Source organism: Vibrio sp. SCSIO 43097 (assembly GCF_023650755.1).
GTDB classification, from domain to species: Bacteria; Pseudomonadota; Gammaproteobacteria; order Enterobacterales; family Vibrionaceae; genus Vibrio; species Vibrio alginolyticus.
This window is the reverse complement of sequence record NZ_CP071840.1, coordinates 1,995,578-2,020,233: the sequence shown is the minus strand read 5'-3', so window position 1 is coordinate 2,020,233 and position 24,656 is coordinate 1,995,578. Positions and strand designations below refer to the sequence as shown.

21 protein-coding genes and 5 pseudogenes are annotated in these 24,656 nt (G+C 42.1%); 12 read left to right on the top strand and 14 right to left on the bottom strand.

The window, feature by feature from the left end; translation table 11 throughout:
* Window positions 1-129 precede the first annotated feature (129 nt).
* The 4 genes from J4N40_RS09955 (at window position 130) to J4N40_RS09940 (ending at window position 3,768) form a co-directional block, all read left to right on the top strand.
* A complete protein-coding gene (locus J4N40_RS09955; RefSeq protein WP_033905177.1) occupies window positions 130-573 on the top strand; it encodes a hypothetical protein in 444 nt (147 codons plus the stop codon).
* A 151-nt stretch (window positions 574-724) separates the two neighbouring features.
* The gene (locus tag J4N40_RS09950) at window positions 725-1,033 is read left to right on the top strand and encodes a hypothetical protein (protein ID WP_033905178.1); all 309 of its coding nucleotides are present in this window, start codon (window positions 725-727) and stop codon (window positions 1,031-1,033) included.
* Window positions 1,034-1,866: 833 nt separating this feature from the next.
* Window positions 1,867-2,523, top strand: coding sequence for a hypothetical protein (locus J4N40_RS09945; RefSeq protein ID WP_104975270.1), 657 nt, complete (start codon window positions 1,867-1,869; stop codon window positions 2,521-2,523).
* A gap of 837 nt (window positions 2,524-3,360) precedes the next feature.
* Entirely contained in the window at window positions 3,361-3,768 is a 408-nt protein-coding gene (locus J4N40_RS09940) for a hypothetical protein (protein WP_064353862.1), read from the top strand.
* A gap of 174 nt (window positions 3,769-3,942) precedes the next feature.
* On the opposite strand, the pseudogene J4N40_RS09935 reads toward J4N40_RS09940, so the two are convergent.
* The 4 genes and pseudogenes from J4N40_RS09935 to J4N40_RS09920 all read right to left on the bottom strand — a co-directional run bounded on the left by J4N40_RS09935 (window position 3,943) and on the right by J4N40_RS09920 (window position 7,603).
* Window positions 3,943-4,920 (bottom strand): annotated as a pseudogene (locus J4N40_RS09935) (DDE-type integrase/transposase/recombinase).
* A gap of 1,033 nt (window positions 4,921-5,953) precedes the next feature.
* On the bottom strand, window positions 5,954-6,118 hold the full coding sequence (locus J4N40_RS09930) for a hypothetical protein (RefSeq protein WP_161781338.1): 165 nt from the start codon (window positions 6,116-6,118) through the stop codon (window positions 5,954-5,956).
* A 610-nt stretch (window positions 6,119-6,728) separates the two neighbouring features.
* The gene (locus J4N40_RS09925) at window positions 6,729-7,298 is read right to left on the bottom strand and encodes a hypothetical protein (protein ID WP_064353863.1); all 570 of its coding nucleotides are present in this window, start codon (window positions 7,296-7,298) and stop codon (window positions 6,729-6,731) included.
* Window positions 7,298-7,603: an AHH domain-containing protein gene (locus J4N40_RS09920; protein WP_033905184.1), complete on the bottom strand. Its 306-nt coding sequence runs from the start codon at window positions 7,601-7,603 to the stop codon at window positions 7,298-7,300. The genes J4N40_RS09925 and J4N40_RS09920 overlap by 1 nt, the downstream gene beginning before the upstream one ends.
* 676 nt (window positions 7,604-8,279) lie before the next feature.
* Here J4N40_RS09920 and J4N40_RS09915 point away from each other — a divergent pair.
* The 4 genes from J4N40_RS09915 (at window position 8,280) to J4N40_RS09890 (ending at window position 10,852) form a co-directional block, all read left to right on the top strand.
* Entirely contained in the window at window positions 8,280-8,549 is a 270-nt protein-coding gene (locus J4N40_RS09915) for a YegP family protein (protein WP_225452469.1), read from the top strand.
* 1,000 nt (window positions 8,550-9,549) lie between these two features.
* Window positions 9,550-9,783 carry a hypothetical protein gene (locus tag J4N40_RS09910; RefSeq protein WP_033905186.1) on the top strand — a complete coding sequence of 78 codons (234 nt, stop codon included), beginning with the start codon at window positions 9,550-9,552 and terminating at the stop codon, window positions 9,781-9,783.
* Window positions 9,784-9,967: 184 nt separating this feature from the next.
* Complete coding sequence (locus tag J4N40_RS09900; RefSeq protein WP_033905187.1) at window positions 9,968-10,261, top strand: hypothetical protein; 294 nt, start codon at window positions 9,968-9,970, stop codon at window positions 10,259-10,261.
* Window positions 10,262-10,426: 165 nt separating this feature from the next.
* A complete protein-coding gene (locus J4N40_RS09890; protein WP_064353871.1) occupies window positions 10,427-10,852 on the top strand; it encodes a hypothetical protein in 426 nt (141 codons plus the stop codon).
* 356 nt (window positions 10,853-11,208) lie between these two features.
* Here the strand turns inward: J4N40_RS09890 and istB are convergent.
* The 10 genes and pseudogenes from istB to J4N40_RS09840 form a co-directional block, all read right to left on the bottom strand.
* Window positions 11,209-11,949, bottom strand: a pseudogene (istB, locus tag J4N40_RS09885) (IS21-like element helper ATPase IstB).
* Between the two features lie 10 nt (window positions 11,950-11,959).
* Window positions 11,960-13,474: pseudogene (istA, locus tag J4N40_RS09880) on the bottom strand (IS21 family transposase).
* A 193-nt stretch (window positions 13,475-13,667) separates the two neighbouring features.
* Window positions 13,668-13,871 (bottom strand): annotated as a pseudogene (locus J4N40_RS09875) (GNAT family N-acetyltransferase); the annotation flags it as partial.
* Between the two features lie 150 nt (window positions 13,872-14,021).
* Window positions 14,022-14,402 carry a hypothetical protein gene (locus J4N40_RS09870; RefSeq protein ID WP_250654226.1) on the bottom strand — a complete coding sequence of 127 codons (381 nt, stop codon included), beginning with the start codon at window positions 14,400-14,402 and terminating at the stop codon, window positions 14,022-14,024.
* Between the two features lie 153 nt (window positions 14,403-14,555).
* The gene (locus J4N40_RS09865; RefSeq protein ID WP_031780989.1) at window positions 14,556-14,960 is read right to left on the bottom strand and encodes a DUF1801 domain-containing protein; all 405 of its coding nucleotides are present in this window, start codon (window positions 14,958-14,960) and stop codon (window positions 14,556-14,558) included.
* A gap of 141 nt (window positions 14,961-15,101) precedes the next feature.
* Window positions 15,102-15,434 (bottom strand): annotated as a pseudogene (locus J4N40_RS09860) (YnfA family protein).
* Between the two features lie 64 nt (window positions 15,435-15,498).
* Window positions 15,499-15,966 (bottom strand): Sbal_3080 family lipoprotein, encoded by a 468-nt coding sequence (locus tag J4N40_RS09855; RefSeq protein WP_005385757.1) that lies wholly within the window; start codon window positions 15,964-15,966, stop codon window positions 15,499-15,501.
* 418 nt (window positions 15,967-16,384) lie between these two features.
* Window positions 16,385-17,068, bottom strand: coding sequence for a DUF4336 domain-containing protein (locus J4N40_RS09850; RefSeq protein WP_250654225.1), 684 nt, complete (start codon window positions 17,066-17,068; stop codon window positions 16,385-16,387).
* Between the two features lie 249 nt (window positions 17,069-17,317).
* A complete protein-coding gene (locus J4N40_RS09845; RefSeq protein WP_005377816.1) occupies window positions 17,318-18,793 on the bottom strand; it encodes a Na+/H+ antiporter NhaC family protein in 1,476 nt (491 codons plus the stop codon).
* An 18-nt stretch (window positions 18,794-18,811) separates the two neighbouring features.
* Window positions 18,812-20,155, bottom strand: coding sequence for a glutamine synthetase family protein (locus J4N40_RS09840; protein ID WP_017820915.1), 1,344 nt, complete (start codon window positions 20,153-20,155; stop codon window positions 18,812-18,814).
* 340 nt (window positions 20,156-20,495) lie between these two features.
* On the opposite strand from J4N40_RS09840, the gene J4N40_RS09835 reads away from it, so the two are divergent.
* From J4N40_RS09835 to J4N40_RS09820, 4 genes are read left to right on the top strand one after another with little or no spacing between them, the layout of a single operon-like run.
* Entirely contained in the window at window positions 20,496-21,242 is a 747-nt protein-coding gene (locus J4N40_RS09835) for a gamma-glutamyl-gamma-aminobutyrate hydrolase family protein (protein WP_169628436.1), read from the top strand.
* 18 nt (window positions 21,243-21,260) lie between these two features.
* Window positions 21,261-21,818 (top strand): HTH-type transcriptional regulator PuuR, encoded by a 558-nt coding sequence (gene puuR / locus J4N40_RS09830; RefSeq protein ID WP_213964275.1) that lies wholly within the window; start codon window positions 21,261-21,263, stop codon window positions 21,816-21,818.
* A gap of 35 nt (window positions 21,819-21,853) precedes the next feature.
* Window positions 21,854-23,338 (top strand): aldehyde dehydrogenase, encoded by a 1,485-nt coding sequence (locus tag J4N40_RS09825; RefSeq protein ID WP_005377812.1) that lies wholly within the window; start codon window positions 21,854-21,856, stop codon window positions 23,336-23,338.
* Between the two features lie 37 nt (window positions 23,339-23,375).
* Entirely contained in the window at window positions 23,376-24,653 is a 1,278-nt protein-coding gene (locus J4N40_RS09820; protein ID WP_206970034.1) for an NAD(P)/FAD-dependent oxidoreductase, read from the top strand.
* Window positions 24,654-24,656 lie beyond the last annotated feature (3 nt).

The following is a 24,656-nucleotide window of genomic DNA, read 5'->3' as shown; positions in this document are numbered from 1 at the left end:
GCATTTTTACTATGCGTCGATTTAAGTTATTAAGGTGGTATGCGTCAGCTTCGGCATTGCGTTGCTCACACCTTAACAGGGTGTTAGCTGTAATGCCAGATATTGCCTAATGTAAATTGGAGGAATAACATGAATGGAATCTTACCTGACTTGATTCAAAGCTTTGAAGAGTGCTTAAAAATGGTTGGCGGCCAAAACGATCATTACGATGTTGACGCAGCATTGGCGATGACTCTTATTTTGATGCAAAGAAAAGTTTTCAACGAACAAGAGCGCAGTATCTTGTCCATGAAATTATCCAAAAAGTGTCTAAAACGGGAAAATATATTTAATGATGTGAATGAGCAAGCTGAATTTTTAGAAATGGCCAGTTTTTATCCTGAGACAGTAAAATATTTGGTTAATAACGGAGTGTTTAATCTTTCAACTCTTCGTCTTGCGCTAGATAATTTGAATCATGAAGTACGTAAGAGTAGTGGCTATAGCTCTATGGCACAATGCGCGATGCAAACTCAAAGTAAAGCTGATAGTGCAATCATCATTCAAAACTGTATCAATTTGATAGATAGCTAACAAACTGTTTAAGAGTGATTTCCAACGCTTGGCATTTTTACTATGCGTTAATTTGAGTGATTAAGGTGCTTTGCGGTGCATCGGTTTTGCGTTACTCACCCCCTTAATTGGGCGTTAGCAGACAAAAGTAAATCAAGGAAGAGGGTACGTTATGTCTGATAAAGTAATTAAGTCTTCAACAGCTACAACTCAATTCGGTGCGACTAAAGCAGATGGGAAATTAGAACTAACGAAGCCGGATTTAATTTTTATTCCGTACAACGAAAAGTTGGGTTTTGGTCCATATCAATTAAAGCGCCAAGGCATTGCTGCCGTAGCTAAGTACTTGGGCAAAGGTGGTGGTGTAACTCCAACCAACACGAATGCATTTCGCATAAAGCTAGCCAACAACACGTGTTACGAGTTTATTGTAGCGAAGCCAGAGCAATGGATAGATGCACTCGGTGAAACTTTCAGCTAACAAACTGTTCAAGATGGATTCTCGATTTCATTACAAGGCATTGTTTTATATGTAATATTGTCTTGGTGTTACCCTCTAGGGAAACATTGAGAGGAACTGCGAAAATAACTCCTAATTGTGATTTAAATCACTGTTTGTGCTTGTTTTTGTTTCGGATCTTCACCGAATAGCCTCTAAGATCAAAATGTGCTCAAGAGGAGTAATTTAAGTTTGTGGAATTAATCTCAGGATTTAAGATAGCGCCCAAGTTTTTTAAAGTGGAGTTCAAATTCGTTAATTTGCCTCATTTCCTGCTGGCAATAAGTAAGAAACCCTTACCTGTTGCTTTCCAACTCAAAGCAACTCTTTAGTTGTTGCGTCCGTATATTCGGTTTCTTGATGAAGGAGCTACCCTCTAGCCTTTTATGCTTCATCATCTTGTAAAGTTATTGAATTTATTAATGATTAAGCACTGAGCAATATGGGTTTGTATTCGGTGTGCTCTGTTCCAATGATACTGGGCGCTCAAATAAGCGAGTTGCCATACATCAGTTAATTCATGCTCTACTAAATTAGAAAAACGCAACTCTGAACTGTGCAAAGGCGTGTCAGATGTCGACCACGGCAGACTCACCTTTGCCTCAAAATAAGTTTCACCAAGTTACAATCAACGATGCAACTTTACAAGTTTGCATCAGCTTTTGTAACCTAAAAGTGGATACCCCTACCAGATCTCACTTTTAATATAGTTCTATATATCAATACATTAGAAGTAAATGACATTTTACAAACGAAACGCCTACTTAATATTATGTAATGATTTGTGTATTGAAATTACCTAAGGACTTTTAGGCATGGACTCTTTAAGCGTCACATCTTCCAGATACACCCATCGGCAACACAATCAAGATCCGTTAAAGTTTTTCATTGTTCTCATGGGTCTAGAACCATATAAAAATGATTTACATCGTGAAAATCAATCGTTAAGCCTTTTATCTGGTATTGTGTTGTACAGACATTTATCGAAGCCCGACCAAAGAAAAGTAACGAGTAGTGTGTTGAATTTAAAAAACAATCGCTTGAAGTCTAAACTCTATGGAATGATAGGCCAAATCGGCGCAAATCCATACTGGTTCTGCTGGTCACTAAGTGATTCTGAGTTAAAAAGTTATTATAATTCAAACAAGAAAATCTCTGACTTACTCAGTAGCCCTGGCTTTGATGTTCCAACGATTTCAGTCGGAGTGTTACCCGCTGGCGTATATTCTGTTTTTAATGAAGGAATGAAAACAACAGTGACCAAAGGTCTAACGAGTATCGTTAGTTCGAATAAGGTGTTAGAGACAGCGAAAAAATTGGGATTAAGAAAGCAACTTGTAGGTGAGTCAGGGCGAATGCTTGGCGCTTTTGTGATAATGATTATTGGTTTTAATGCAATGCAAACCAAAGGCATGAAAGATGCCAGAAAAGAGCTGATCCTCAGAGGTCTAATCAATCCTTCGGAGTTATAATGATTATAGCAATATTGGGTCTTTTCGGTGGGTGCACTTTACTCTTCTTTTACTTGCAAGGACTAAAGACAGAGCTAAGAGAGGGCTCATCCGGTATAGTTAAATTCAACGCTTTTCCATTCAACGTAGCGATGTTGATTGGTGTTATTGTCGGCTGCTTATTCTACATCGTGATGGCTGTAGACAGTTTGGCTGTGGTATCAGCGACGATAGCGATAACATGGTTTATCTTACGTATATTTCGCGATCGAATAATTCGTGCACTCTTAAAGGGCCTATGAACTACTATCTACCCTTTGATGTTTGCTTCGAGTTCTTAGTATCAAGTTTGAAGTGCGACACTTAGAGTAACTGCTATTTTTGAGTGTGTTAGAGTGCTTTTTGTTTCAGTGAGGTACGTACAGTGTCAGTAATTCAATTTGTCAAGTTGTGGAAAAACCATCCATACCCAAAATCTCCTTGTGATAGGGCTCATTTTCCTAATCAGTGTGCTATTCGTACGGGTTGCTCTGGAGGAAACAGGTATCGACACTTCAAGTTTTGACCAAAAATATCCTAATAGGCGCTGCTACCCTGGCTTTAAACATAGTCCTAGACACATTTTAGCAGCCCAAGAGTTAGCAAATTGGATCTCTGTTAACCCTAATATATTTGGAAATAAAGAGCTTATTAAAGAGCAAAGAGAAAATCATTAATGGGTCGGAGAGGGATTATCTTTATCAGGAATGGGTGGGGTAGTACCGATCACATTGACGTTTGGGATGGCGAGCATATGAAGGGAGGCGCCCCTGATTGGATTAATCTTGGTGATGAAGTTTGGTTTTGGGAGATAAAACAGTGAAACAAACAACTACGCTACTTTTATCGTTTGTTAATTTTTCTTCCTTAGCATTTAATCTGTCAGTTAACAATGGATCATCTTGTACTTTGTTTGAAGAGTCTACCATTTTTGAAACAAAACTAACTTCTCAATGTAATTGGGCAGTTAATGCTCAAGGTGATTTACAGACACTCAGTGTAAAAGGTAACAAAGTAGCCATTCTTCTAGGCCAACCTATATCTTCTAATCAAGCTGAAAAATGGGGGGTGAGTGTCGAACAGAACTGTTCTCTTGAATCTGTTGGTGTAATGATTGATGAGGTTTCAAAAGTAATCGCGGTCAGTAAGCCGCTTGAAGGGGCATTGTTGTGCCCGGTTCTTCCTATAGATGATGTGTTTTTCAAAAGCTACAATTGGTCTCTCTAGCCGCTATACATAACAAAGCATTTAAGAGTGATTCCCAACGCGTGGCATTTTCACTGTGTGTTGGTTTCGGTGTTTAAGGTGGCATCAGTATTGCGTTGCTCACCCCTTAACAGGGCGTTAGTCGCCAGAAAAAGCTAGCAATCAAAATCATGTTTCTAAGCTTAAATGTGTGATTCATAGAGATGGTTTCACTTTTCTTAGCTGAAGATCGAGCTTGTAATTCTGCTCTTGATACCTCTCTTTCTTGATCTCGTAGTTCTGAGATACCTCTTCAGACAAAAGGGTTTGATCAGAATCTTAGTAATCCTGTCTATCCGAGGTTAGCCCATTTAACGAGCTGTGGGGCCGTTCCTAGGTGTAGTAGTGTTGCCATTCAGCTAGCAGCAGGTCCAGTTCTTCCAACCCCACATAGACATCTATGGTCGGATAGAACTCACTTTTATCTGTTTTCTGCGAGAGTTCCATTTTACCATTCAAGTGAGGTGAACCAGGGTTATTTGGGCGAAACTTGATCCCATAAATCATGAGTTGTTTCTGGACTTTCTCAGCAAAGAATTCACGCTCTCTGTCCGTCTGAATACGCTGGATAGGAAATGGTATCTCTTCCACGACACAATCGATAAAGTCAACTGTATTTGCTGCTGTGCGCCGAGAGCAGCACCTTAGAACCCGATAGCGAGAGCAGTCATCAATAGCTGTATAATGGTAAATTCCAGGCGCTATTTTACAGGTGTTCATGTGGACTCTATCACCAGGAATTGGGCGCTCATATCTTTGGAAATCTTTTTTTCGTCGGTAAGTTACGATGAGTTTGACTGGTGCTTCGTATAAAACTTTATGGAGTGTCGCTGTGCTTAGATGTATTTGGTGAAGTCGGATTACTTTCGTTTGTATACGCCGCGCCCCTAAATTGCCTTTCTCACGCATCGTAACGATCAATGCTCTTAGCTCATCATAGAGCTTGGCAACTGGAGATGAATGAGGGCGTCTGCTCTGGCTTTCCAGACCAGCGATTCCATACTGCTTCTATCGCCTAGCCCACTTATGTAATGTTGGTCTGGAAATACTACAGCGTCGACATACCAGGCCTGCATAACCACATTCCTCATACATTTTTACCCACCGTAGTCTTTGTTGGATTTCTCTGTCCATAGACACCCAGCATAGTTGAAAGAATGTCTATGAATCACACAGTTTAGGATAAAGACTCTAAAATCTGAAGGGGCTGGTTTGTGTACGGATAGCGTCTTGGTTGTAGAGGTTTAAATTAGAGACATCCTTTAAAACATGATAGGGCCAAGCTTTGAAAGTTAACTCTAGTCACTTCGTAATATCTTGTATTTGAGGTTGAAAATCCTCCCCTATGGCTGACCGATAAATTAAATTCTTAGCTAACTCACGCATCACTTTAGTACGCATTGACATAAAATGATTTATTTTGTCTCGGTCGACACTATAAGTAATTAAATGAATCAACCCCATTCTCATGTGTTAACTTCAGTTTCTTGCGGAGTTTCTTAATATACTGTTTATCGTCATCTTTTTTGCCCTTGCAACCTCCTGGCTCAAACACATAATTAATTCGTATATCTTCCAATTGTTGATATTTTAGAGGGTGCTCGTCATTTTTCGGCGACGTGAATTACGCTGAAGCCAGTCCGTAACCACTACTAGTTCTTCATCGGATTGAGTAGTAATCAGAAAGCTAGTTGTAGATAGAATAATCAACATCTTTGGTATATTCTTGGGTTTTTCGTCGTCATTTGTGTTTGGGGTACATAGATAATTTGACTCCCTTCTGGATCATACCCTGCACAATTTCGAGAACCACAGTATAAAAATATCATACTAGTCTCATACTCTTTAGTCCGGAATGTGACTTTGTCATTTCCATTGCTTTTTATAACTGCTATCACATCATTTTCTCTAGTGACGCCTTGTTTTTCATGATTGGATATATGACAATAAAAATGAATTTTGCTAAAAGCAATCCTCAAGATACCTTTAAATATGATAGATATTTATCTTCTATTTTCGTTGGATTTTTAGTATTTAACCTAAAGTGCTTTTGACCTGCTACTTTTCTGGCTAAAAATTTTACGTATATTTGTACTGATTGATATTCTAAAAAATGAATATACAAACACGCATCCAAACGAAAGAAGCTAAAAATCTACAATATTATTTAAGATTTATATAAAACCTCATAAATAATTTCTTGGAAGCTTCGCTCTAATAAATCGCCATCAAGACCTAAGGTTCTAAAATATCCATGTTTAAATTCTGTGCTAGCACAGTATAAACATTCAGTAATTAAAGCAGTAGCTCCCGCGCTGTCAACTAACTTCATATAATTCCCTTTTAAGACTATAATGGAATATTACTTTGTGATAATTTTAATAATTAACTTTAACCACGAAGGTCGCTATTTAATTGAAAATGCCAAGCGTTTGAGTCATTCTTAAGGGATTTTATAAAAGCCGACGTATGTTTACCACAAAGGAAAATACTTTGCTATTGATGTACTCAAAGAAACAGCTATGAGAAATAGCAAACCAAACATAAACATAGGATACATGGTGAAGTTTGTTATAAAATTAAAGTATTTTTGCTCTAGGCCTAGTAGTATTAACTTTGTCTTCTCGTCTGATTTTGCTTTAACTCTTAACTGCCAAGTTTTATGAGGTAAATACTGGGAGCCATTAATCCTTACAAAGAAAATAACGAGTAAAGAAAGAACCCGATTTACCGACGGTGAAGATGTTCCCATATACGTTATTGCCAGAGTAAAAGTTAACACCCCGAACCTGTATTGAGGAAGTTAGCCCACAGTTTAAATTGTTCGCTAACTAGTGCAATGTACTCGTTTGTTCATTCTATTTTATCCAATCACGGTTTCCTCATTGTTACTCTTGAATAATTTAATACATTTCATAGCTGCTACTTGAAATTTAAGTTGGCTAAAACACTCTTAGCAGCTCTTCTTCAAACCGAAGCCCACGCAAGTCATAGTGGTCACATAAGTGTTTAAAAGATTCAGTGGCATACAGTCTTTGACAACCTTCAAGTCGTGATTTAAATAGATATCGCTTCTCGATATCCGATTCTTCGAAATAAAGTATTTCGTAACCATCTTCGATGCCATCAAGATATTTCTTCACGCAAACAGATTCGTCTTCTTGGCCAAAGGAGAGGCAGTTAAAGACATAAACTTGTTCCTCTCCGACAGTTACCAATAGAAACTCACCTTCATTTTCTAAGGTGGGTTTTAATATTTCGTAAGCACGATGGGACAGTACTAGGTATGTCATAGACCACAGCGACACATCAGGGATGTCAGCGTTAGTTCCTAAAACGTCATCGAATGAGGCGGATACATTTTTCCAAATATCTAGTAATGACGTGTTCTGAGAGCGCTGGCGGTGTATGGTCATTAGATGTTGTTTGCCTATGGCACCGAAGAGTTCCGTTGGACCTAATTGCAAAGCCTTGTAATCATGCGGCGCCTCTTTCAATTGGTAGACGTTCATTATTCATCATTCCAGTTCGGGTTTTTGCTAGAAATCATACCTTCGGGGTAAGTAGAAGTTTTTAATTTAATTTTGATATTACGAAGACGGTTAATGAACACATCTTTTTTAAGAGAGTTATTGCTTAAATTTGTAACTACCCATGCTTCATAGTCATAGCGATGAACTTTCTTATATGCTTCAGCATCTGGAGAACTCCAATATCCTTTGTTTTTCACATTTCTAGGTAACCAAACACCATTGGATGGGTCATTGATTCCAAGACCAAGCGTATGAAGGTTGCGTGTTACAAAGATCATTTCCATTTTTCGGAAATGCCCAGTTCCCATAATAATATGGTGGCTTCATGTCGTTTAGTTTGCTTGGTGTCACCGATACTGGGTAGGTATCTTGCCAAAACACGGGTAAGGTGATGAGGTTCATCCATTAAATCGTCTGGCGAAGTCACTGCGCTTCGCTCTTGATATTCTGTAAGTTATTTTGTAATGATACCGTGCATTTAAGCTACGTCTCAAGGTTTTGAGGTGTTTCAAATCTTCTTGAGAAGCTTTGAAAGATTTAGGGTTGTCTCATCCAAGTTTGATTATAAAGTTTAATAGTTGAAACCTCATATCGGTGTACAGCTAGTTCAAGTGCCATTGGATTTTGGGACGTAGTGGTACAGAAAGTGATTTGCCTCTAGGTTGCACAACATAATCTCCATTTCCGATTGTGCGTCTATCATATGCACAACTACAGATAGCTTCAACGCTAATTAGTTGATATTGTAATTAGCTCTCAAAAATGTCCTTGGTTGTTTATAACTCTATAGATGGCAGCTACTTGTGAGTGCATTAAGTTCTTTGAGAACACACCTACAGAAGCTAGTGTGTATTACTTATTCAACATAATTGAAAATTTTGAAAAATTGATTATATTTTGTATGATCTGACATGCATATATCTTTAATGTTTGATTTGTCAATAATATTGTGGGGCGTCTATGTCTGGAAAATTTGAACTTTATAAAGATACAGCGGGAGAATATCGCTTTCGTTTAAAAGCAGGAAATGGACAAAATATCTTAGCTAGTGAGAGCTACACAACAAAACCAAGTTGTGAGAATGGCATTGACTCAGTGAAAAAGAAGGCGCCTGACGATTCAAAATATGAAAGGAAAGAAACAGCGGCTGGCAAATACATGTTCAACCTAAAAGCTGGTAACTATCCAAGGAATCTAAAGCTAGAGGTAAACTTGGCAGAGGTGGTTTAGCTATGTTTGTCATTTTGGGAGCTGTTGCGTTTAATAAGTCTGAATTAAAAAAAGTAAGTACAGAGTTAGAAAATCGAAGTGTGCGATTAGTTTCGGGGCTTCATCAATGATTTCAAATATTATTTCTTATGTGCTTGTCACTGTCTTCGCTATATGGTTGTGGAATGATGCTCCAGCTCAACATAGAGATAACCTGTTCTATGTGGCCGTAGTATGCTCTCAAATCGGTTTCTATATTTATTCTCGAAAGTTAGAGAAACTTAAAAACAGGTTAGACGACTTGGAAAATAAGCACACTCTAGAAACAAAAAACTAACAAGGTATTTAAGAGTGATTTCCAACGCGTGGCATTTTTATGTCATCGTTGGGTTTTGTATTTAAGGCGTATAAGTTAGTGTGGTGGTGACGTTGCTCACACCTTAATGCGGCATTAGTGCGGGTTTGGCGTCGAAGGTCATAAGTTTTGGTATTTATCTGTGTTGGCGCTCGTTTTTACACCTTTCAGTTTGTGTCTTTCATGTTCTTTCCGGTGGCACTATATATGGATTGTTCGCTTCGATTTCATCGTTTACGGTTTCTAACTATTAGCCTACTTCTTTGGAGCTTCTTCGTTTTCGCTGTACTTCCTAAGTTAATCTTGTCGTTTTTCGGGTGTTGCCATAAAAGTGCGATGAATGAATCCTTTTCTAATTTGAAGCCAGTGAAAGTAGGGCAGTTCAGTGCATTTTTCTTCTAGTCAACTCTCGTCCATTAATCGAGTTGAAGTTTTGTAGCTGCCCGTCTCACTTCAGTGTTCAAATTCTTTCATATTATGCCACTTTTCAATATTTTTGAGCGTATAAATAGAAGTGGCGCATGTACGAACAAATTGCTTAAGAGTGATTCGTAACGTGTGGCATTTTTACTTTACGGTGGCTTATGGTGATTAAGGCGCTGTGCGGTAGCTTATTATTGCGTTACTCACACTTTAGCAAGGCGTTAGCATTCATGGAGAAAAAGAATGTCTCACAAAACAGAAGTTCGTTACTGTTCAGATTGCGGTACGGATACTCATCACGTAGTTGTCTTGGTCAGAAAGCCGAGTGCTTTTAAAGGTGCCAAAAATCAGAAATTTAAGGAATTTATAGCAGGCGCGATTAAAGGCTGGGCTCTTGGAGCATTTGTTGCCTCTATGGATGAGTTTGAACGCCACCTAGTTTGTGAAAAGTGCGGTAAAAAGACAGTAGAAGGTTAGCTACCTATATAACGTAGAAAATTTATAGTATAACTTGGTGCTGAATGCTAACAAACGCTTTAAGACGGATTCGCAACGCGCTGCATTTTCACTATGCGTTGGTTTTAGTGTTTAAGGTGGTATGCGGCGGCTTCGGTATTGCGTTGCTCACCCCTTAGCAAGGCATTATTGCCCAGAGGAAAAAATGAAGCATAAACAAAGAGAGCTGTTAGCATATATTGAGTTGGAAAGTGGTACTGTTTTGATTGATATCGTCAAACTGACTCGAAACGGTCGCTCTTATTATTTTCAAGGTAAAAGATGGTTACGCAATCAATATGGATTAGGTTGCGATGATTGCACATCAGAATCTGGGGATAAGCTAAATATTTCCATTTTGAATCGAAGACATGCTCCTAAGTGGATTGAGGGCACAGTGTTGCGTGTATCTGAAAGGGCAAAAGAACGGTATGAATTTTGGCTATCAAATGGGCGCTGACAGCGTAGCCGTTAGCTCAGTGCAATAACAAACTATTCAAGAGGGATTCGCAACGCGTGGCATTTTCATTATGCGTTGGTTTTAGGGATTAGAGTGGTGTGCGGCGGCTTTCGTATTGCGTTGCTCACACCTTCACAGGGCGTTAGCTTTCTTTGGGAGAATGAAATGAACCAATATTTGATCGAACCAGAAGTTCCTGGAAGCTTGGGTGAAAATACGCTGGCAAATTTCGATTTGCATCCACCGACAATAGAAAAGCTACATTTTCAGTTTGATGGTTGGTTAGGTGATGATTTATTGACTTCATTTCCATGCTTTTTAGTCTCTGAGCGTTTAGCCATGGCCTTACGCTCATCGCAGTTGTCAGGATACAATCTGGAAGTGGCTGAAATATCTATTTCTGACATATTTGAAGAACTGTATCCAGAGTGTACATTACCTCGTTTTTCGTGGTTCCAAGTCTCTGGAACCATAGATAAAGACGATTTTAGCGTGACAGATACTGGGCTACTCTTAGTTTCTGAAAGGGCACTGGTTTTGTTACAAAAATATCAACTAAAAAATGCTGACGTCGTAGAGTACGAAAGCTAACAAAGCATTTAAGAGGGATTCCCAACGCTCGGCAGTTTCAGTTCAAAGTTTTAGTGCGGTGTTTATGGCACTATATTTCGGGTTAGGCGGTGAGTTGCTCACCACTTAATGCGGCGTTATACGCAGGGTGAATTTTGCTTCTAATTCCTTGCGTCAAAGGCTCCTTCTCTGTAGCTTATCGCTTTGTTTTATATGCATTAGTTCCTCTTAGTTTTGCTAAATCATTAGGTAATGGACTCCAAGCCTTCATGCCAAAATTCTAAATTTGCGAGTGTTTTGCGTATTTCGGTGATTGCGATCGCTTGTTTCGTTTTATTCCGATCACCTGATCCTGCCGTTTTTCTCTCTTCCTATTTTTACTCTAAGTGATCGGATTGCGCCAGTTTTCTCATCGACTCACCTCCTAGTTCTGTTCGATGACTATTATGTACCAGCCGATCCATGAGAGCGTCTGCGACGGTTGCGTTGCCGATCATGTTGTACCACTCTTTTACAGGTAACTGAATAATGACGATTGTGCTGCTGTTTTGGTAATGATCTTCGAATACTTCCAGAAGATGGCCTGCATGCTCTTGAGTCAGTTTTTCCATCCCCCAGTCGTCAAGGATCAGTAAGGCTTTCTTAGCCTTCGATTGGAGTTGTTTTTGATAGCTGCCATCTAGACGTTCTGCGGTCAGAGCATCAAGCAAGCGAATTAATCGGTAGTACCTGACGGTTTGTTGTTGGTCGAAGGCACTGGTTGCCAGTGCGCAGCCAAGATAGGTTTTGCCTGCGCCTGTTGGGCCTGTGATCAAGATGTTCTGATGCTTGTAAAGATAACTACCCGTCATAAGTTCGCTTATCTGTTGACGATTGAGATTTCGTCCTTCTTTGTAGATGAGTTGGCTTGGCTTCGCATCTACTCTCAGCTTGGCTTGTCGCTTTAGACGTTGGATTTTGGTCTGAGTACGATTCAAGATTTCACTTTCCAGAAGCAGGCTTATTCTTTCCTCGAAGTCCAACTCTGCGTAGGTGCTTAGTTGTTCCTGTTACTGCTCTAACGATTTTACAACATGGCTCAGGCGGAGAGTTTTGGTTTGGTCGTTCAGTGAGTTCATGTCTTTTCTCCTAGTGATAACAGTTCGGGCCACGGACATTGCTATGAACTAGGTTCGGCGTGCTCGCCTTGTCTTTGCTTAGTTGCCCTTCTCGATTATTTTTCAGTAGATTGCTGATGAAGGTGTAGTTCGGTTTTGTCAGCATCAGCGCATCGTTACAGGCTTGCTTTAAGCGCGATTCGCCATGCGCTTTGTTCAGATTGAGCAGCTCAAGGCAGGAGCGATACGACTGCTCTGGATGAGGCTTGGAGTTGAGCATCTTATTAACGGCTTCTCGCATAGCTGGGCCGATATTGGCTCCCTTAGTTGAGCAGGCGTCCAAGCGACCACTTCTGATGTTGATGATTACTCGGCATGTGCTCTGGTTGGGTGCTGTTTCCGCGCTCTCTTTGGCTGAGTGGATGCTGGGCGACCAAGTTACCTTGATGGTAGATCTGCACGAGACGGTTGTAGGCTTCCAGTTCGACATGGTGACCTACAAGTTGATGTGGCACGAGTAGTGGTGGCGGCGATATTCGATGTGATAATCAGGCCCGACTTTGGCTCGTTTGGTTTAGGTATACAGGTAACGCTGTATTTTTTTTTGGGGGGGGGGGAACGGAGGCTTATCGAGTTTGTCGAACAACGCTTTACGACTTGCACCATACTGTTTCATCTCACGTTGGTTTAAGTCGTTCATAAGCTGACGGATGGCGAGATTCAGTTCCTTGAAGGTATGGAAGGTTTGTGTCGTAGCCGCACCATGATCCAGCGCTCTACTAAGAGTTCGGCATTCTCGGCCTTCGCTTTGCCTTTTGGTTTGCAGGGACGAGCTGGCATTACGGCTGTTTGATAGTGATTCGCCAGTTTCTGATAACTCTCGTTAAGCCTTGGCTCATATTGGTTAGCTTTGGTGACCGCGCTACGCAGATTATCGGGAACCAAGTGTTGTGGTACGCCGCCGAGGTGCTCTAACGCATTGGCGCGCCTCTAACCTGTATGACTTACCTTGGCTTGAGAAGGCTTCAACATAGGTGTAATTGGACGCGCCCAAGGTCGCCACGAACACTTCTGCTTCTCGTACTTCGCCTGTGTCAGGATTGACTACCTGAAGCCGAAGCCCACAGTAATCGATAAACAGCTTGTCACCTGCCACATGGAGCTGACGCATGCTGCGCTTTTGGGTTTTGAACCAACGAGTGAAGTGCTCGCAGAACTGAGTGTAAGCGTAAGCTTGCTCTTGATATTGCTCATGATGTTCCTGCCACAACAACATCTTCGTCATACCTTTACGTCTGAGTTCGACTGCGTATTGAATGGAGTCTGGCATGACTTTATCGCGACTGGCTTTGTTGCCGTGATACAGAGCTTGAGTGAGATCAGCATCGCTACAACTTTCAGGTAGAGGCCAACCAAGTTGGCTTTGTTTAAAGCGAGTAAGGAGTTCCGATATGGTGGAAGGGCCGAGTTTAAGGCAAGAAGCGATGCTGCGATTTGAAAGACTGCAGTCGTACTTAAGGCGTAATACCTCTCTTATTTTGTTCATTGGATTCCTCTTTTTGCCATTGTCGCTTCCTTACTTACTTGTTTAAGAAGTAAAGAATAGCGAGCTATTGTTCTAAAAGAGGAAAGGTAGGAATTCGGGCTTTCCGATCGCGGTTTTCGCTATTCCGATCACCAATTTCGGAGTTAGGTTAAAAGTGATCGGATAATCCCGAAATGACTGATCGGAATGTTCCGAAATATGCAACTTGTGAGCTATTTTCGGATAAAGCGACTGTAAACACGCCCCGTTCTGGGAAATGAGTAATGAACTCTTTTTCTTCTTCAGGTGTGAAAGGCGTATCTAATACAGTGTATAAACCTTCAATAATGATGGGATTGAGGACGTTTGTAATGCCTTCAGCATCACCTAAAGTTACCTGACGTACAATTAAATTCATGCCACTTAGCTCCTATTAAAATTATGGCTGTTTTGTACATGAGTTGGAGACTTGCGGCAACAAGTAACGTCATTAAGTCGTAAAGAATATACCTATTACACTTAAACGGCGGTTAATAGTGCTGATTGTTACTTTAGTATTTCTGATATATCACTTTTTAAGTGACGGCTTCACTTCTACAGAATATTTCCACATCACGATCCCGTTTTCTACACGATCATAACTCGCGCTTTGACCCTCGGAGTTGAGTACAAATACCGGCATTTCCATCCTTGACGTAGCGCCATCTCGGTTGCATGACATGGTAGCTTCAAGCTGTATGCTATTTTTACTCGGTTCTGAAAGGGTTCCTAAGTACGTGCAGCCGTCGACAAAACTGGTTTTGCTTTTTCCTTTAGAGGATATTTTAAAAGTCGGAAAAATGAATGTTGATTGAGGCTCTGTTACTACCACATTTACTTGATAGTTCGTCGCTGAAAAAGCATTGAAATGAGCTCCAAGCATAAGTAAGAACAAGATTTTTGATTTCATAAACTCTTCTTTATTTCGATATTACTAGTTTGGTTACGGCGCTATTAACGTGACCACTTAATCTAAAACTTTACTGCGGAAGCATTAAAAAGGATACAAAGGTAGAGTAGTTGAATATGGTTAATCGGCCGTAAATAGTTTTATTAAGCGATCTTACATACCTAAAAGAGGTAAGTTCTTTCGCTTTTGATAGGTTAATGCTAATTCTAAACAGCTCTTGATTGAAGCTTCTGGCAAAGGAGCTGATAAAGATAGAATTATTGCTCGATTACCCTGAAACTCAAGTGAGTCACTATACAGTTCGCGGAATGTGTCGACGAGCTTAGTTTGGCAATTAAAGAACAGATAATAACGACTAGGCGTTTTCTGTTTCCAATCCATCCTTACCGGGCTACCTGTTTTCACACTGTAGCTTGGCTCTCCCCATTTTAGAGATTCTTCAACTTCCCCCAGTTTTAATTCAGAAGCGATAGTTAAGACGATATTTCGTAGCTCTTCTATCCGAATACGCACATGTTTTGGATACTCATCAAATCTTGCCTTCACTGCATGGTTCATTGGTATCTCCTATAAATAGCGCTGTTTTGGGGGGAAGCCCAAGCATACTTTGGCTATGTAGCAATTACGTCATAATGTTATTAATCAATAAATCTAGCACATAGCCAAAATACTAAGCGTAAGGGTTTCCCTCGGTTACGTTTAGGATGCTCTGGGTGAAAACATGATGATTGACATGCCAAGCATAGCGACAGAAACCCCCACTATGTCTCAGAGCGTTGGTCGAACGCCGTCGATACACCACAGCCATAGAATTGCGACAAAAATATAGACACCTCCGTAAGCAGCATAAACTCTGCCAGTTGCGGTAGGATGTAAAGATAGAAGCCAAGCAAACATAGCAAGGCATAGCGCTGCTGGTACCAAAAGCCAAACTGACTTATCTTCCTTTAACCAGAGATAAGGTAAGTAGCAGCCTAATATTTCTGCAATGGCGGTTATAAAGAAAAGCCCAATGGTTTTGACTTCAGTCACTTAAACATTCCTATCTTTCTCTACAAATATATGATGCTTGTTAAATGGGCAATTGTTCGGCTCATTACATTTCGCCCAGCTTAATCTTGGATTGAGCCTCACTCACGGTTTGTTTACCGAATAACAAATCCATCATCGAAATGATTCGTTTGTTGTCTTTACCCCATTTATCTGGATTCGCGCTGTTTGGTGCTTTAAATTCAACTTGTCCTACTTTTTCGTTATTTTTGTAGGCTTTGATCTGAGCATCAGCGATAAATGTTCTAAAATCCCAGCTCCAGCGTGATACGTAAGTAAGTGTTAGCTCAGAGCTAACAGGAGGCGTGCCGTCGCTTACGACTGTGCATTTATGGGCGGTATCCAAACACCAGTCTTGCATCGAATCTAAGAAAACATCTCGCGTGGCGTTGTCTTTTACGATGGTGATTTCCTTGCTCTGATTTTCTTTCGAGATTGTTTCTACCGTATACTTTGGTGCCGCACATGCAGCTAATAGAATAGGCAAGCTTAGAATGATGAGTTTTTTGTGCATCTTATGTCTCTTTTTTTTAAATTTATATATTCAAACAACTTCAAGATACTGAGTTCAACGAGAATAACTAACAAGCATGGCAACTGTTATTAACAAAACCTTTAGAGTAGAAGGGTTTGTTTCGGGAGTATGCCAATGTCTCGATGCAAAATAATTAGTAAGAGATTGCTATTGCGTTATGTTAACTCTTGAACTTATGTCCGTATCAATGTCCAGAATTCTTCGCATTGAAGTTTTTGAAGTGCAATTCTAACGGAATTTTAAATTGCTGCATAATGCTCAATTAAGAGGAATAGGGGAGCTTATCGTTAAACATAACGTGTAGTTCTGTAAATTGCCCCCTAAGACTAAGCTAAAAGGGCCTAATGTTTTAAAATAGCTTCTTGTCTATTCTGTTGTGTGAGTTTTCAATGTTGTCTCATACTAGCCACTTAAAAGAGCGCTGTAAGAACTTGTCTGCATTATCAAGGACGATTTCACCGTGAGCCATAACCAATATATTAGGTTTCCAAGACAGCAGTTTATTTAAGTGTTTTCGAGCCTCTTGTTTGCTAAACATAAAACTTAGGCGCCAATCCAAAGGCATTTTTCCATTCGGAGCAAGAATACCGGCCCCTTTAGCCACAAACCGCTGCCAGTAGTTAAAGTCCTGGCCAGAAAAATTCTCGACGAGGTCAGTAACAATTAAGGTCTTTGAAAGTCGATGATAAAACACACACTCTTCCATTAATGGAGAGCCAGAAAATAGTTCTTGTTCAATCTCAGAGTTCCAAGCATTACCGCCTTGGTTAAGTGAAGCGTGAAAGTGTATATCACGGCACTTCTTGATGACTTCATCTGTGCCATAAACTTCTGCGCTAGGATAGGCAAATACCCATTCAGATAAGAACAAGTGGTGTAAATGATTAGGAGCGATTAAGTATTTCACTTGGCCTAGATTGTTGATTTGCTCTCTAATCGAATTTGATAACTTAATTGGACTATGAACCCAAAGGCCACCATCAGAAAGCCTAACAATAGTCATACGAGTGGTGTATGGGAGTCCTAAGAATTGGACGGGATCTCCGTCAAATATCCATATCTCATGGGCTAACTTTTTCATGTCTCTCCAACCGTTAACACTGTATTAAGGCGGCATTTTAGTTACTCAAAAGCTGCCTTGCTGCACAATAAACGCTTCGCTAAGCGTAAACCAAAAATATTAGGTTTACCAAACCCTTATTGAGTGCAGTTGTATATCTTTGAGTATTTTTACACTGAACGGGCGTAAAGTAGTTTTAAGAGGATCATTTGACTTGATAGAACAAAACCCCGCTATTTTTGAGCAGGGTTTTGCAATTAGATAAAGGGGCTAACCGATGATGAAGAAGAAAATCGCGGTTGCAACAATACCAATCAACGCATAAGGAAACTGTGTGGTTGCGTGTTGCATTGCTGTACAGCCTGAACCTTGTGCAGATAACACGGTTGAGTCACTAAAGAAACAAGAGTGGCTCCCTGCCGCTGATGCTGAAAGCAGCGCTGCAACGGTTAAGTGTAGAGGCACACCAAGCTGTTCGCCCAAAGGTAGAACAATTGGCATCGCTACTGCAAACGTTCCCCAAGACGATGCCGTTGCAAATACCAACGCGCCCGTAATCATAAAGATAATCGCAGGGAAGTAAGACGCTGACAGGTAAGGGCTGACGGTCTCAATGACATACTGCGTGACGCCCAATGAGTCGTTGACCGATTTCAACATGAAACCACCAATAACGGTCGCAAGCGGCAGTAGCATAACTTTAATGCCATCATAAACAGCTTCGAACATGTCGTTCATCGAGATCAGTTTTTGTGCGCCGTAAAAGCTAATAGTAAAGATTAACGCGACGAAAACACCAGCAAGTAGATCGATACCAAAATACCAACTTGCGGCAACAAGTACGATCATTGGTAACAAGAAGTTGACAAGGCCCATGGTTGGGTTGGTATGTGCAGATACATCGGGACCAAAGTCGACATCTGTTGCACCGTCTGGACGAACTTGACCATTCTTCGCACGCTTTTCTGCCTTTTTCATCGCACCTAGATCTGGGATCTTTTCCATTGCAACCAGCAAAACAATCACCAGCGTTACCCAGCCGTAAGCCATGTATGGAATAGCTTCAATGTATGCTTTGATACCATCTCCCGCTTCTGCTACTCCGTTTGCTTCTAGCAACGAACTGAAGAAAATTGCCCAAGTGGAAATCGGTACGAGGATACAGATAGGCGCGGCGGTTGAATCCACAAGATATGAGAGCTTTTCACGCGAGATTTGGTAGCCGTCCGTAACTTTTTTCATTGAGGAAGAAATTGCAATCGCATTCAAATAATCGTCGATAAAGATCAGAATACCTAAAGCAAAGGTCATCAGCATCGATTGCTTACGGCTTTTTACTTTCGTGACCAGCATGTCGGAGAAGCTTAAGATACTGCCGCCTTTCTCCAAAATAGCAATTAGGCCGCCCATCAAACCACAAACGAGGATGATCCAAGCAATAGTTTCATCCATCATTACGCTCATGGAAATATCAACAATCTGTTCCACCGCTTCAGTTGGGTTAAGCAGAAGAACACCGGCAATAGCGCCGCTAAAGAGGGCTTCCACAGTTCGGTGTGTTGTCAGCGCAAAGACCAATACCAACGCCGTTGGTAAAAGACTCATCCATCCGTAGGCTTCGCCTTCCTCATGGTTCAAACCGATTGTGGTAAAAAAGACAAACGTCGCAACCGAGATTAAAGAAACAATAATGTGTTGAGAGTTGATTTTAAGAGGCGCATCCAGCGCCTTGGTCTGCGTAGTCATAAAGTTCATTTCCTTTGTTTATGCCGAGTGCAACATCCAGTCGATTTCCAATGGAGTAATCGCTCGCTCAAATTCTGCGAGTTCACTCTGTTTGCAAGCTAGATACAAATCGATAAAATCTCTTGAGATGTATTGAGCTAGCTCACTGTGCTCCAGTCGCTCTAGAGCTTCTGACATACGCAGAGGTAACTCAATTGCATCATCACTGAGAGTCGGTGGACATTGATCTTTGGTGTAGCTTTCACTCGCTAATACTGCGGAAAGTACTACTGCAGCGAGAATGTATGGGTTAACGTCAGCGCCTGCTATACGATGCTCTATACGGCGATTTTTGCTATCGCTGATAGGCACACGCAACGCAACACCGCGGTGGTTTTCTCCCCAATCGGCTTTGGTCGGGACGTAAGCGCCAGGAACAAAGCGACGGTAAGAGTTAACGTTAGGACAGATTAGAGCCATGGCATCGGATGTTTGTGACAGCATCGCTGCCATGGTTTGATAGAAGAAGGCGCTCGCTTGACCGTCTGGCTGGCTAAAGTGGTTGTTACCATCTGTATCAACCAAGCTGAGGTGAATGTGCATGCCATTACCCGCTTGCTCACTAAAAGGTTTCGCCATAAATGTGGCGTCAAATCCGTGCTGATGAGCGACCTGGCGAATCAAGCGTTTTGCGATGATGATTTCATCACATGCTCGAAGTACATCTTTAGAATGGTTGAAGTTGATTTCGAACTGCCCTGGTGCCGATTCAGATAGGGCTCCGGAAGTGTTTAAACCTTGTTCTAATGCAATTCGATTAAGGTCGGCCAAGAAATCAGCGTAGTCATCTAGTCCATCAAGGTCGTAAACCTCGGTATCTTTTTCTCGAGTTTTTTTCGTGGGGTTAATTGCCGTTAATGGTTCGCCATTTTCGCCGCGGGTTTTGTCTATTAAATAGAACTCCAGCTCGAGCGCGACACAAGGATATTGGTCTTTAGCATGCAGTGTTTGCAATATAGAAGCGAGAATGTTTCGGATGAACAGTGGGTTAGGGTGCTGCCCGGTTTCATCCATCATACTAAGCAGTAGCTGACCAACTTGTTCTTTTGCCGTCGGCATTAAGGTGCCGCTGATTGGATAGCAGAGGTTATCTGGTTCTCCGAGATCTTCTCCCAACCCGGCTGTTTCAACGACGTTACCTTTGGTATCTAGGGTGATGGTCGAAAGGGGGAGGGCAACACCTTTATTCAGTTTTTCTAGAGCATCTATCGGGATGCGTTTTCCTCTTGGGGTGGCATTTATATCGGTAAAGATGAGATCGATAAATTCAATATCGGGCCATTTTTGTTTAAAATTTTGTACTTCCTGTAGATACGATTCCATTTTCTTCTCCAAATAGCCTGACGAGTAGAAATTAGAAATAACCAAATTAACAAATAAATTACAGTACTCTGAGCGAGTTGTTTGTTTTTTAGGTTATTTTTAATTTAAACATGCACTTACACTGTGTTTTTGATGTTTAACGGCTGGTTCTTATGTCTTTCTGTTAACTATTTTGTAACAGTTGGTTTTGTTTTGTTCAATATAATGAGCATAAATATTCAGTTTTGAAGCCTAAAAAGTGCGTCAGATCACGTTGTGACGATAATAATGGTCATCTGTGTTGATAATTTTGTACATGGTTTGTAGGGTTTGTGTTAAATAAATTGAACATGGACATATCATGGCAGATACACACAAACCCATCATTGGTGTGGTTAGCTGCGCTAAAGAGTTGGGTGGCTATCAGATACAAGCGGTCAACGACTTTTACCTTCGCGCCATAAAGGATTTTGGAGGGCTACCGATTATGTTGGCTCCCGACATGTCGGGCAATGACGTAACCACCATCCTAGACATATGTGATGGTTTTCTTTTTCCTGGCAGCCACTCTAACGTTGCGCCACATCGATACAATGCAACGCACGAAGAGAGCTACAAAGATGAAGCTCGTGATGAGCTCTCATTCACGTTAATTCGTCATGCGGTTGACCAAAACATTCCGTGCCTTGGTATTTGCCGCGGCTTTCAAGAGATGAATGTAGCACTCGGTGGCTCGTTAAACCCAGCCGTTCATGACTCCGGCTTCAATGACCATCGTGAAGCGCCTGTTGAAGATTTCGAACAAAAATACGCGCCAGCACACGCTGTGCTAGTTCAAAAGCAGAGCTTATTTGAACAATGGCTGGTGCAAAATCATTGGGAAAATACCACCTTCTTTGAAGTGAACACACTACACAACCAAGGCGTCGATCAGCTTGCTCCTCTATTACAAGTAGAAGCTAAAGCCCCGGATGGCTTGGTAGAAGCATTTAGTCTTCCTAATCAAAAATTTTTCGTTGGCGTGCAGTGGCACCCAGAATGGGAAGCAAAAACCAATCATTTCTCTCAAATTTTGTTCAATGAATTTATGATGGCTACCTCTCGTTAAACGTTTGGAGCTGTATGAATGGACAATCAAGAGATTGGTAAAAATATTGTTCAGTTACGAAAAAAACATGGATTGTCACAAAGGGAACTCGCCGAGCGCGCTGGTATTACCCACAGTGCGATCTCATCCATTGAAAATGGCAAAGTGAGCCCGTCGGTCAGCTCACTACAAAAAATCGTTAATGTATTTTCTTTATCGTTATCAGAGTTTTTCACTTTTGAACAACCTTCGTACGATGAAGTGAAAGTAGTCATCAAGCCGTCAGATCTTGTGGAAATCGGAAGCGAGACGGTGTCCATGAAACTGGTAACGAATGGCGACAAAGATCAAGTCATCGGATTCTTGATCGAGGAATACGCACCTTATGGAACCACTGGTGCGGCAGAAATCAAACACGAAGGCGAAGAGATTGGCACCGTATTAGAGGGTGAAATCACTCTGGAATATAAAGGGCAATCTCATGTCATAACAGCGGGCGAGTCGTACATTATTGATACGACGAAGCCCCATCGATTTACAAATCACACAGACAAGGCTTGTCGAATGATAAGTGCGCATACGCCAACCACATTTTAGTGGGGGCTTGCCTTGTGTGATCACAAGGAGAGCGTATGAAAACCCAAGAGCAATGGATTGAACTAAAAAACAATCTAAACATCGAAAACAGGGCGTACATTAACGGTGAATACAGTGCCGCTTTAACAGGGCAAACCATCCCGGTAGTTAACCCAGCAACAGATGAGATATTCACCGAAATCGCCCGTTGCCAAAATGAAGATGTTGATCTCGCGGTTTCATACGCTCGCCAAGCATTTCAATCCGGTCAGTGGAGCGAGAGCAGCCCAGCTCATCGCAAAGCAGTGCTTAAACAGTTTGCTGACTTGATTGATCAAAACCAAGAAGAATTGGCTCTGCTAGAAACGCTTGATACCGGTAAGCCTATCTCTCACAGCTTCTCTACCGATATCCCTGGTGCGGCGAGTGCATTACGCTGGTACGCAGAAGCAATCGACAAAGTATACGGCGAAGTTGCCCCAACCGAAAAAGATGTACACGCTTTTATTTCTCATCAACCAATTGGTGTGGTTGCTGCGGTTGTACCGTGGAACTTCCCCCTTTGGCTTGCGTGCTGGAAGCTTGGTCCTGCTTTAGCCGCTGGTAACAGCGTGATTCTAAAACCGTCAGAAAAATCTTCTCTCACCGCGATATTTCTAGGTCAACTTGCTTCTCAAGCGGGCTTACCAACAGGCGTTTTCCAAGTCGTTACGGGTTTTGGTCATGAAGCTGGCGACGCGCTGGCGAAACACCAAGACGTAGACTGCATCGCCTTCACAGGCTCGACGCGCATTGCAGGCCAACTGATGGTCAGATCGGGTGAGAGCAACCTAAAGCGCGTGTTTGCAGAAGCGGGCGGCAAGAACGCGAACATCGTGTTTGAAGATTGTGATGATTTAGACCGCGCAGCAGCAGAAACCGCCGCAGGGTGTTTCTACAACCAAGGTGAGGTGTGCGTCGCGGCAACCCGCCTGCTTGTTCACGAAAGCATCAAAGATCAGTTCTTAGAAAAAGTTATTCAAGCGTCGAAAGCGTTCACGCCAAAAGACCCAATGGACCCAAGTTCATCCATGGGTGCACTCATCGACCAAGATCATAAATCAAAAGTATTGGAATACATCTCGTTAGGTGAATCAGAAGGTGCAAACGTACGTTGTGGCGGCGATGTCGATGGGCAGGGCGCATTTGTTTCCCCAACCATTTTAGACAACGTCGACAACAAGATGCGTGTCGCCCAAGAGGAAATTTTTGGTCCGGTGCTGTGTGTCATTCCATTCAAAGACGAAGCGCAAGCAATTGAGATTGCCAACGACTCGAAGTACGGCTTAGGCGCGGCACTCTGGAGTAGCAATATCAACCGCGTTCATCGCGTAGCAAAACGACTGCAAGCCGGCTCGGTTTGGGTCAACAACTACAACGAAGGTGATATGACGGTTCCATTTGGTGGATTCAAAATGAGCGGAAACGGTCGAGACAAGTCTCTCCACGCGATTGAAAAATTCACCGAAACCAAAACCACTTGGATTCGCCTCCATCCTTAAGCCTGCTGACGATTACGATAAATAAAGGAATAGTTCTATGAACAAGCATACGGATTCGTTCTACGCGCACTCTGTGCCAAACATGCCGGAATACACACAATTACAAGACAACATCGAGTGCGATGTGTGTGTAGTCGGTGCGGGATTCTCTGGTCTTTCTTCTGCACTGCACCTAGCGGAAAAAGGTTTTAAAGTTGTTGTGCTAGAAAGCGCAAAAGTGGGCTTTGGGGCAACTGGTCGTAACGGCGGCCAAATCGTTAATAGCTACAGCCGAGATGTTGACGTGATTGAAAGCCGTTACGACCAAAACCAAGCTAAAGCTCTGTGCGATATGATTTTTGAAGGCGGCGATATCATCCGTGGTCTGATCGACAAATACGACATCAACTGTGATTACAAGCAAGGCGGCTTGTTCACGGCACTGAATAGTAAACAACTCAAAGGGCTAGAAGAGCATAAGAAGAACTGGGAGCGTTACGGCAACGACCAACTGACTCTGCTTGACGCAGGAGAAGTAGAACAAGCGGTAGGGACCAAAGTGTACACTGGTGGCTTGTTGGATATGCGCGGTGGTCACATTCACCCGCTTAAACTCGCGTTAGGTGAAGCCGCTGCGTTTATTTCTCTGGGTGGCCAAATCTTCGAACAGTCGGCGGTCGTGTCGATTGACAAAGGGATTAACCCAGTAGTCAAAACGGCGCAAGGTAGCGTGAAGAGCAAGTACGTGGTTTTGGCAGGTAACGCGTATCTTGGTGGGTTGGCACCAAACATCAGCAACAAAGCGATTCCGTGTGGCACACAAGTGGTGGCGACTCAGCCTTTGAGTGATGAGCAGCTAAAACAAGTGCTGACCAGTGACTACTGCGTTGAAGACTGTAACTACTTGCTTGACTACTTCCGCTTAACCGCCGACAAGCGTTTGTTATTCGGAGGTGGCGTGGTTTACGGCGCACGTGACCCAGAAAACATTGAAGCATTGATTCGTCCGAAGATGGAGAAAGTCTTCCCACAATTGAAAGGCATCAAGATTGATTATACCTGGACGGGTAACTTCTTGCTGACTTACTCACGCATGCCGCAATTTGGCTCGTTTGCAGACAACATTTACTACCTACAAGGCTACAGCGGTCACGGTGTAACGTGTACTCACCTCGCAGGCAAGTTGCTGGCAGAAGCATTGACCGGACACGCTGAACGTTTCGATGCGTTTGCTGCACTGAAACATTACTCCTTCCCAGGTGGCCGCCACTTCCAAATTCCGTTTACGGCAATGGGCGCGGCTTACTACAACCTACGTGACAAACTGGCGATTTAAGAG

Excerpts from the sequence above, each read along its gene's own strand:
- J4N40_RS09915 (WP_225452469.1), top strand. The coding sequence starts at position 8,280 with ATGTCTGGAAAATTTGAACTTTATAAAGATACAGCGGGAGAATATCGC.
- J4N40_RS09955 (WP_033905177.1), top strand. The coding sequence starts at position 130 with ATGAATGGAATCTTACCTGACTTGATTCAAAGCTTTGAAGAGTGCTTA.
- J4N40_RS09890 (WP_064353871.1), top strand. The coding sequence starts at position 10,427 with ATGAACCAATATTTGATCGAACCAGAAGTTCCTGGAAGCTTGGGTGAA.
- J4N40_RS09835 (WP_169628436.1), top strand. The coding sequence starts at position 20,496 with ATGGCAGATACACACAAACCCATCATTGGTGTGGTTAGCTGCGCTAAA.
- J4N40_RS09845 (WP_005377816.1), bottom strand. The coding sequence starts at position 18,793 with ATGACTACGCAGACCAAGGCGCTGGATGCGCCTCTTAAAATCAACTCT.
- J4N40_RS09870 (WP_250654226.1), bottom strand. The coding sequence starts at position 14,402 with ATGAAATCAAAAATCTTGTTCTTACTTATGCTTGGAGCTCATTTCAAT.
- J4N40_RS09850 (WP_250654225.1), bottom strand. The coding sequence starts at position 17,068 with ATGAAAAAGTTAGCCCATGAGATATGGATATTTGACGGAGATCCCGTC.
- puuR (WP_213964275.1), top strand. The coding sequence starts at position 21,261 with ATGGACAATCAAGAGATTGGTAAAAATATTGTTCAGTTACGAAAAAAA.
- J4N40_RS09920 (WP_033905184.1), bottom strand. The coding sequence starts at position 7,603 with ATGGAAATGATCTTTGTAACACGCAACCTTCATACGCTTGGTCTTGGA.
- J4N40_RS09910 (WP_033905186.1), top strand. The coding sequence starts at position 9,550 with ATGTCTCACAAAACAGAAGTTCGTTACTGTTCAGATTGCGGTACGGAT.
- J4N40_RS09900 (WP_033905187.1), top strand. The coding sequence starts at position 9,968 with ATGAAGCATAAACAAAGAGAGCTGTTAGCATATATTGAGTTGGAAAGT.
- J4N40_RS09855 (WP_005385757.1), bottom strand. The coding sequence starts at position 15,966 with ATGCACAAAAAACTCATCATTCTAAGCTTGCCTATTCTATTAGCTGCA.
- J4N40_RS09825 (WP_005377812.1), top strand. The coding sequence starts at position 21,854 with ATGAAAACCCAAGAGCAATGGATTGAACTAAAAAACAATCTAAACATC.
- J4N40_RS09820 (WP_206970034.1), top strand. The coding sequence starts at position 23,376 with ATGAACAAGCATACGGATTCGTTCTACGCGCACTCTGTGCCAAACATG.
- J4N40_RS09950 (WP_033905178.1), top strand. The coding sequence starts at position 725 with ATGTCTGATAAAGTAATTAAGTCTTCAACAGCTACAACTCAATTCGGT.
- J4N40_RS09925 (WP_064353863.1), bottom strand. The coding sequence starts at position 7,298 with ATGAACGTCTACCAATTGAAAGAGGCGCCGCATGATTACAAGGCTTTG.
- J4N40_RS09840 (WP_017820915.1), bottom strand. The coding sequence starts at position 20,155 with ATGGAATCGTATCTACAGGAAGTACAAAATTTTAAACAAAAATGGCCC.
- J4N40_RS09865 (WP_031780989.1), bottom strand. The coding sequence starts at position 14,960 with ATGAACCATGCAGTGAAGGCAAGATTTGATGAGTATCCAAAACATGTG.
- J4N40_RS09945 (WP_104975270.1), top strand. The coding sequence starts at position 1,867 with ATGGACTCTTTAAGCGTCACATCTTCCAGATACACCCATCGGCAACAC.
- J4N40_RS09930 (WP_161781338.1), bottom strand. The coding sequence starts at position 6,118 with ATGAAGTTAGTTGACAGCGCGGGAGCTACTGCTTTAATTACTGAATGT.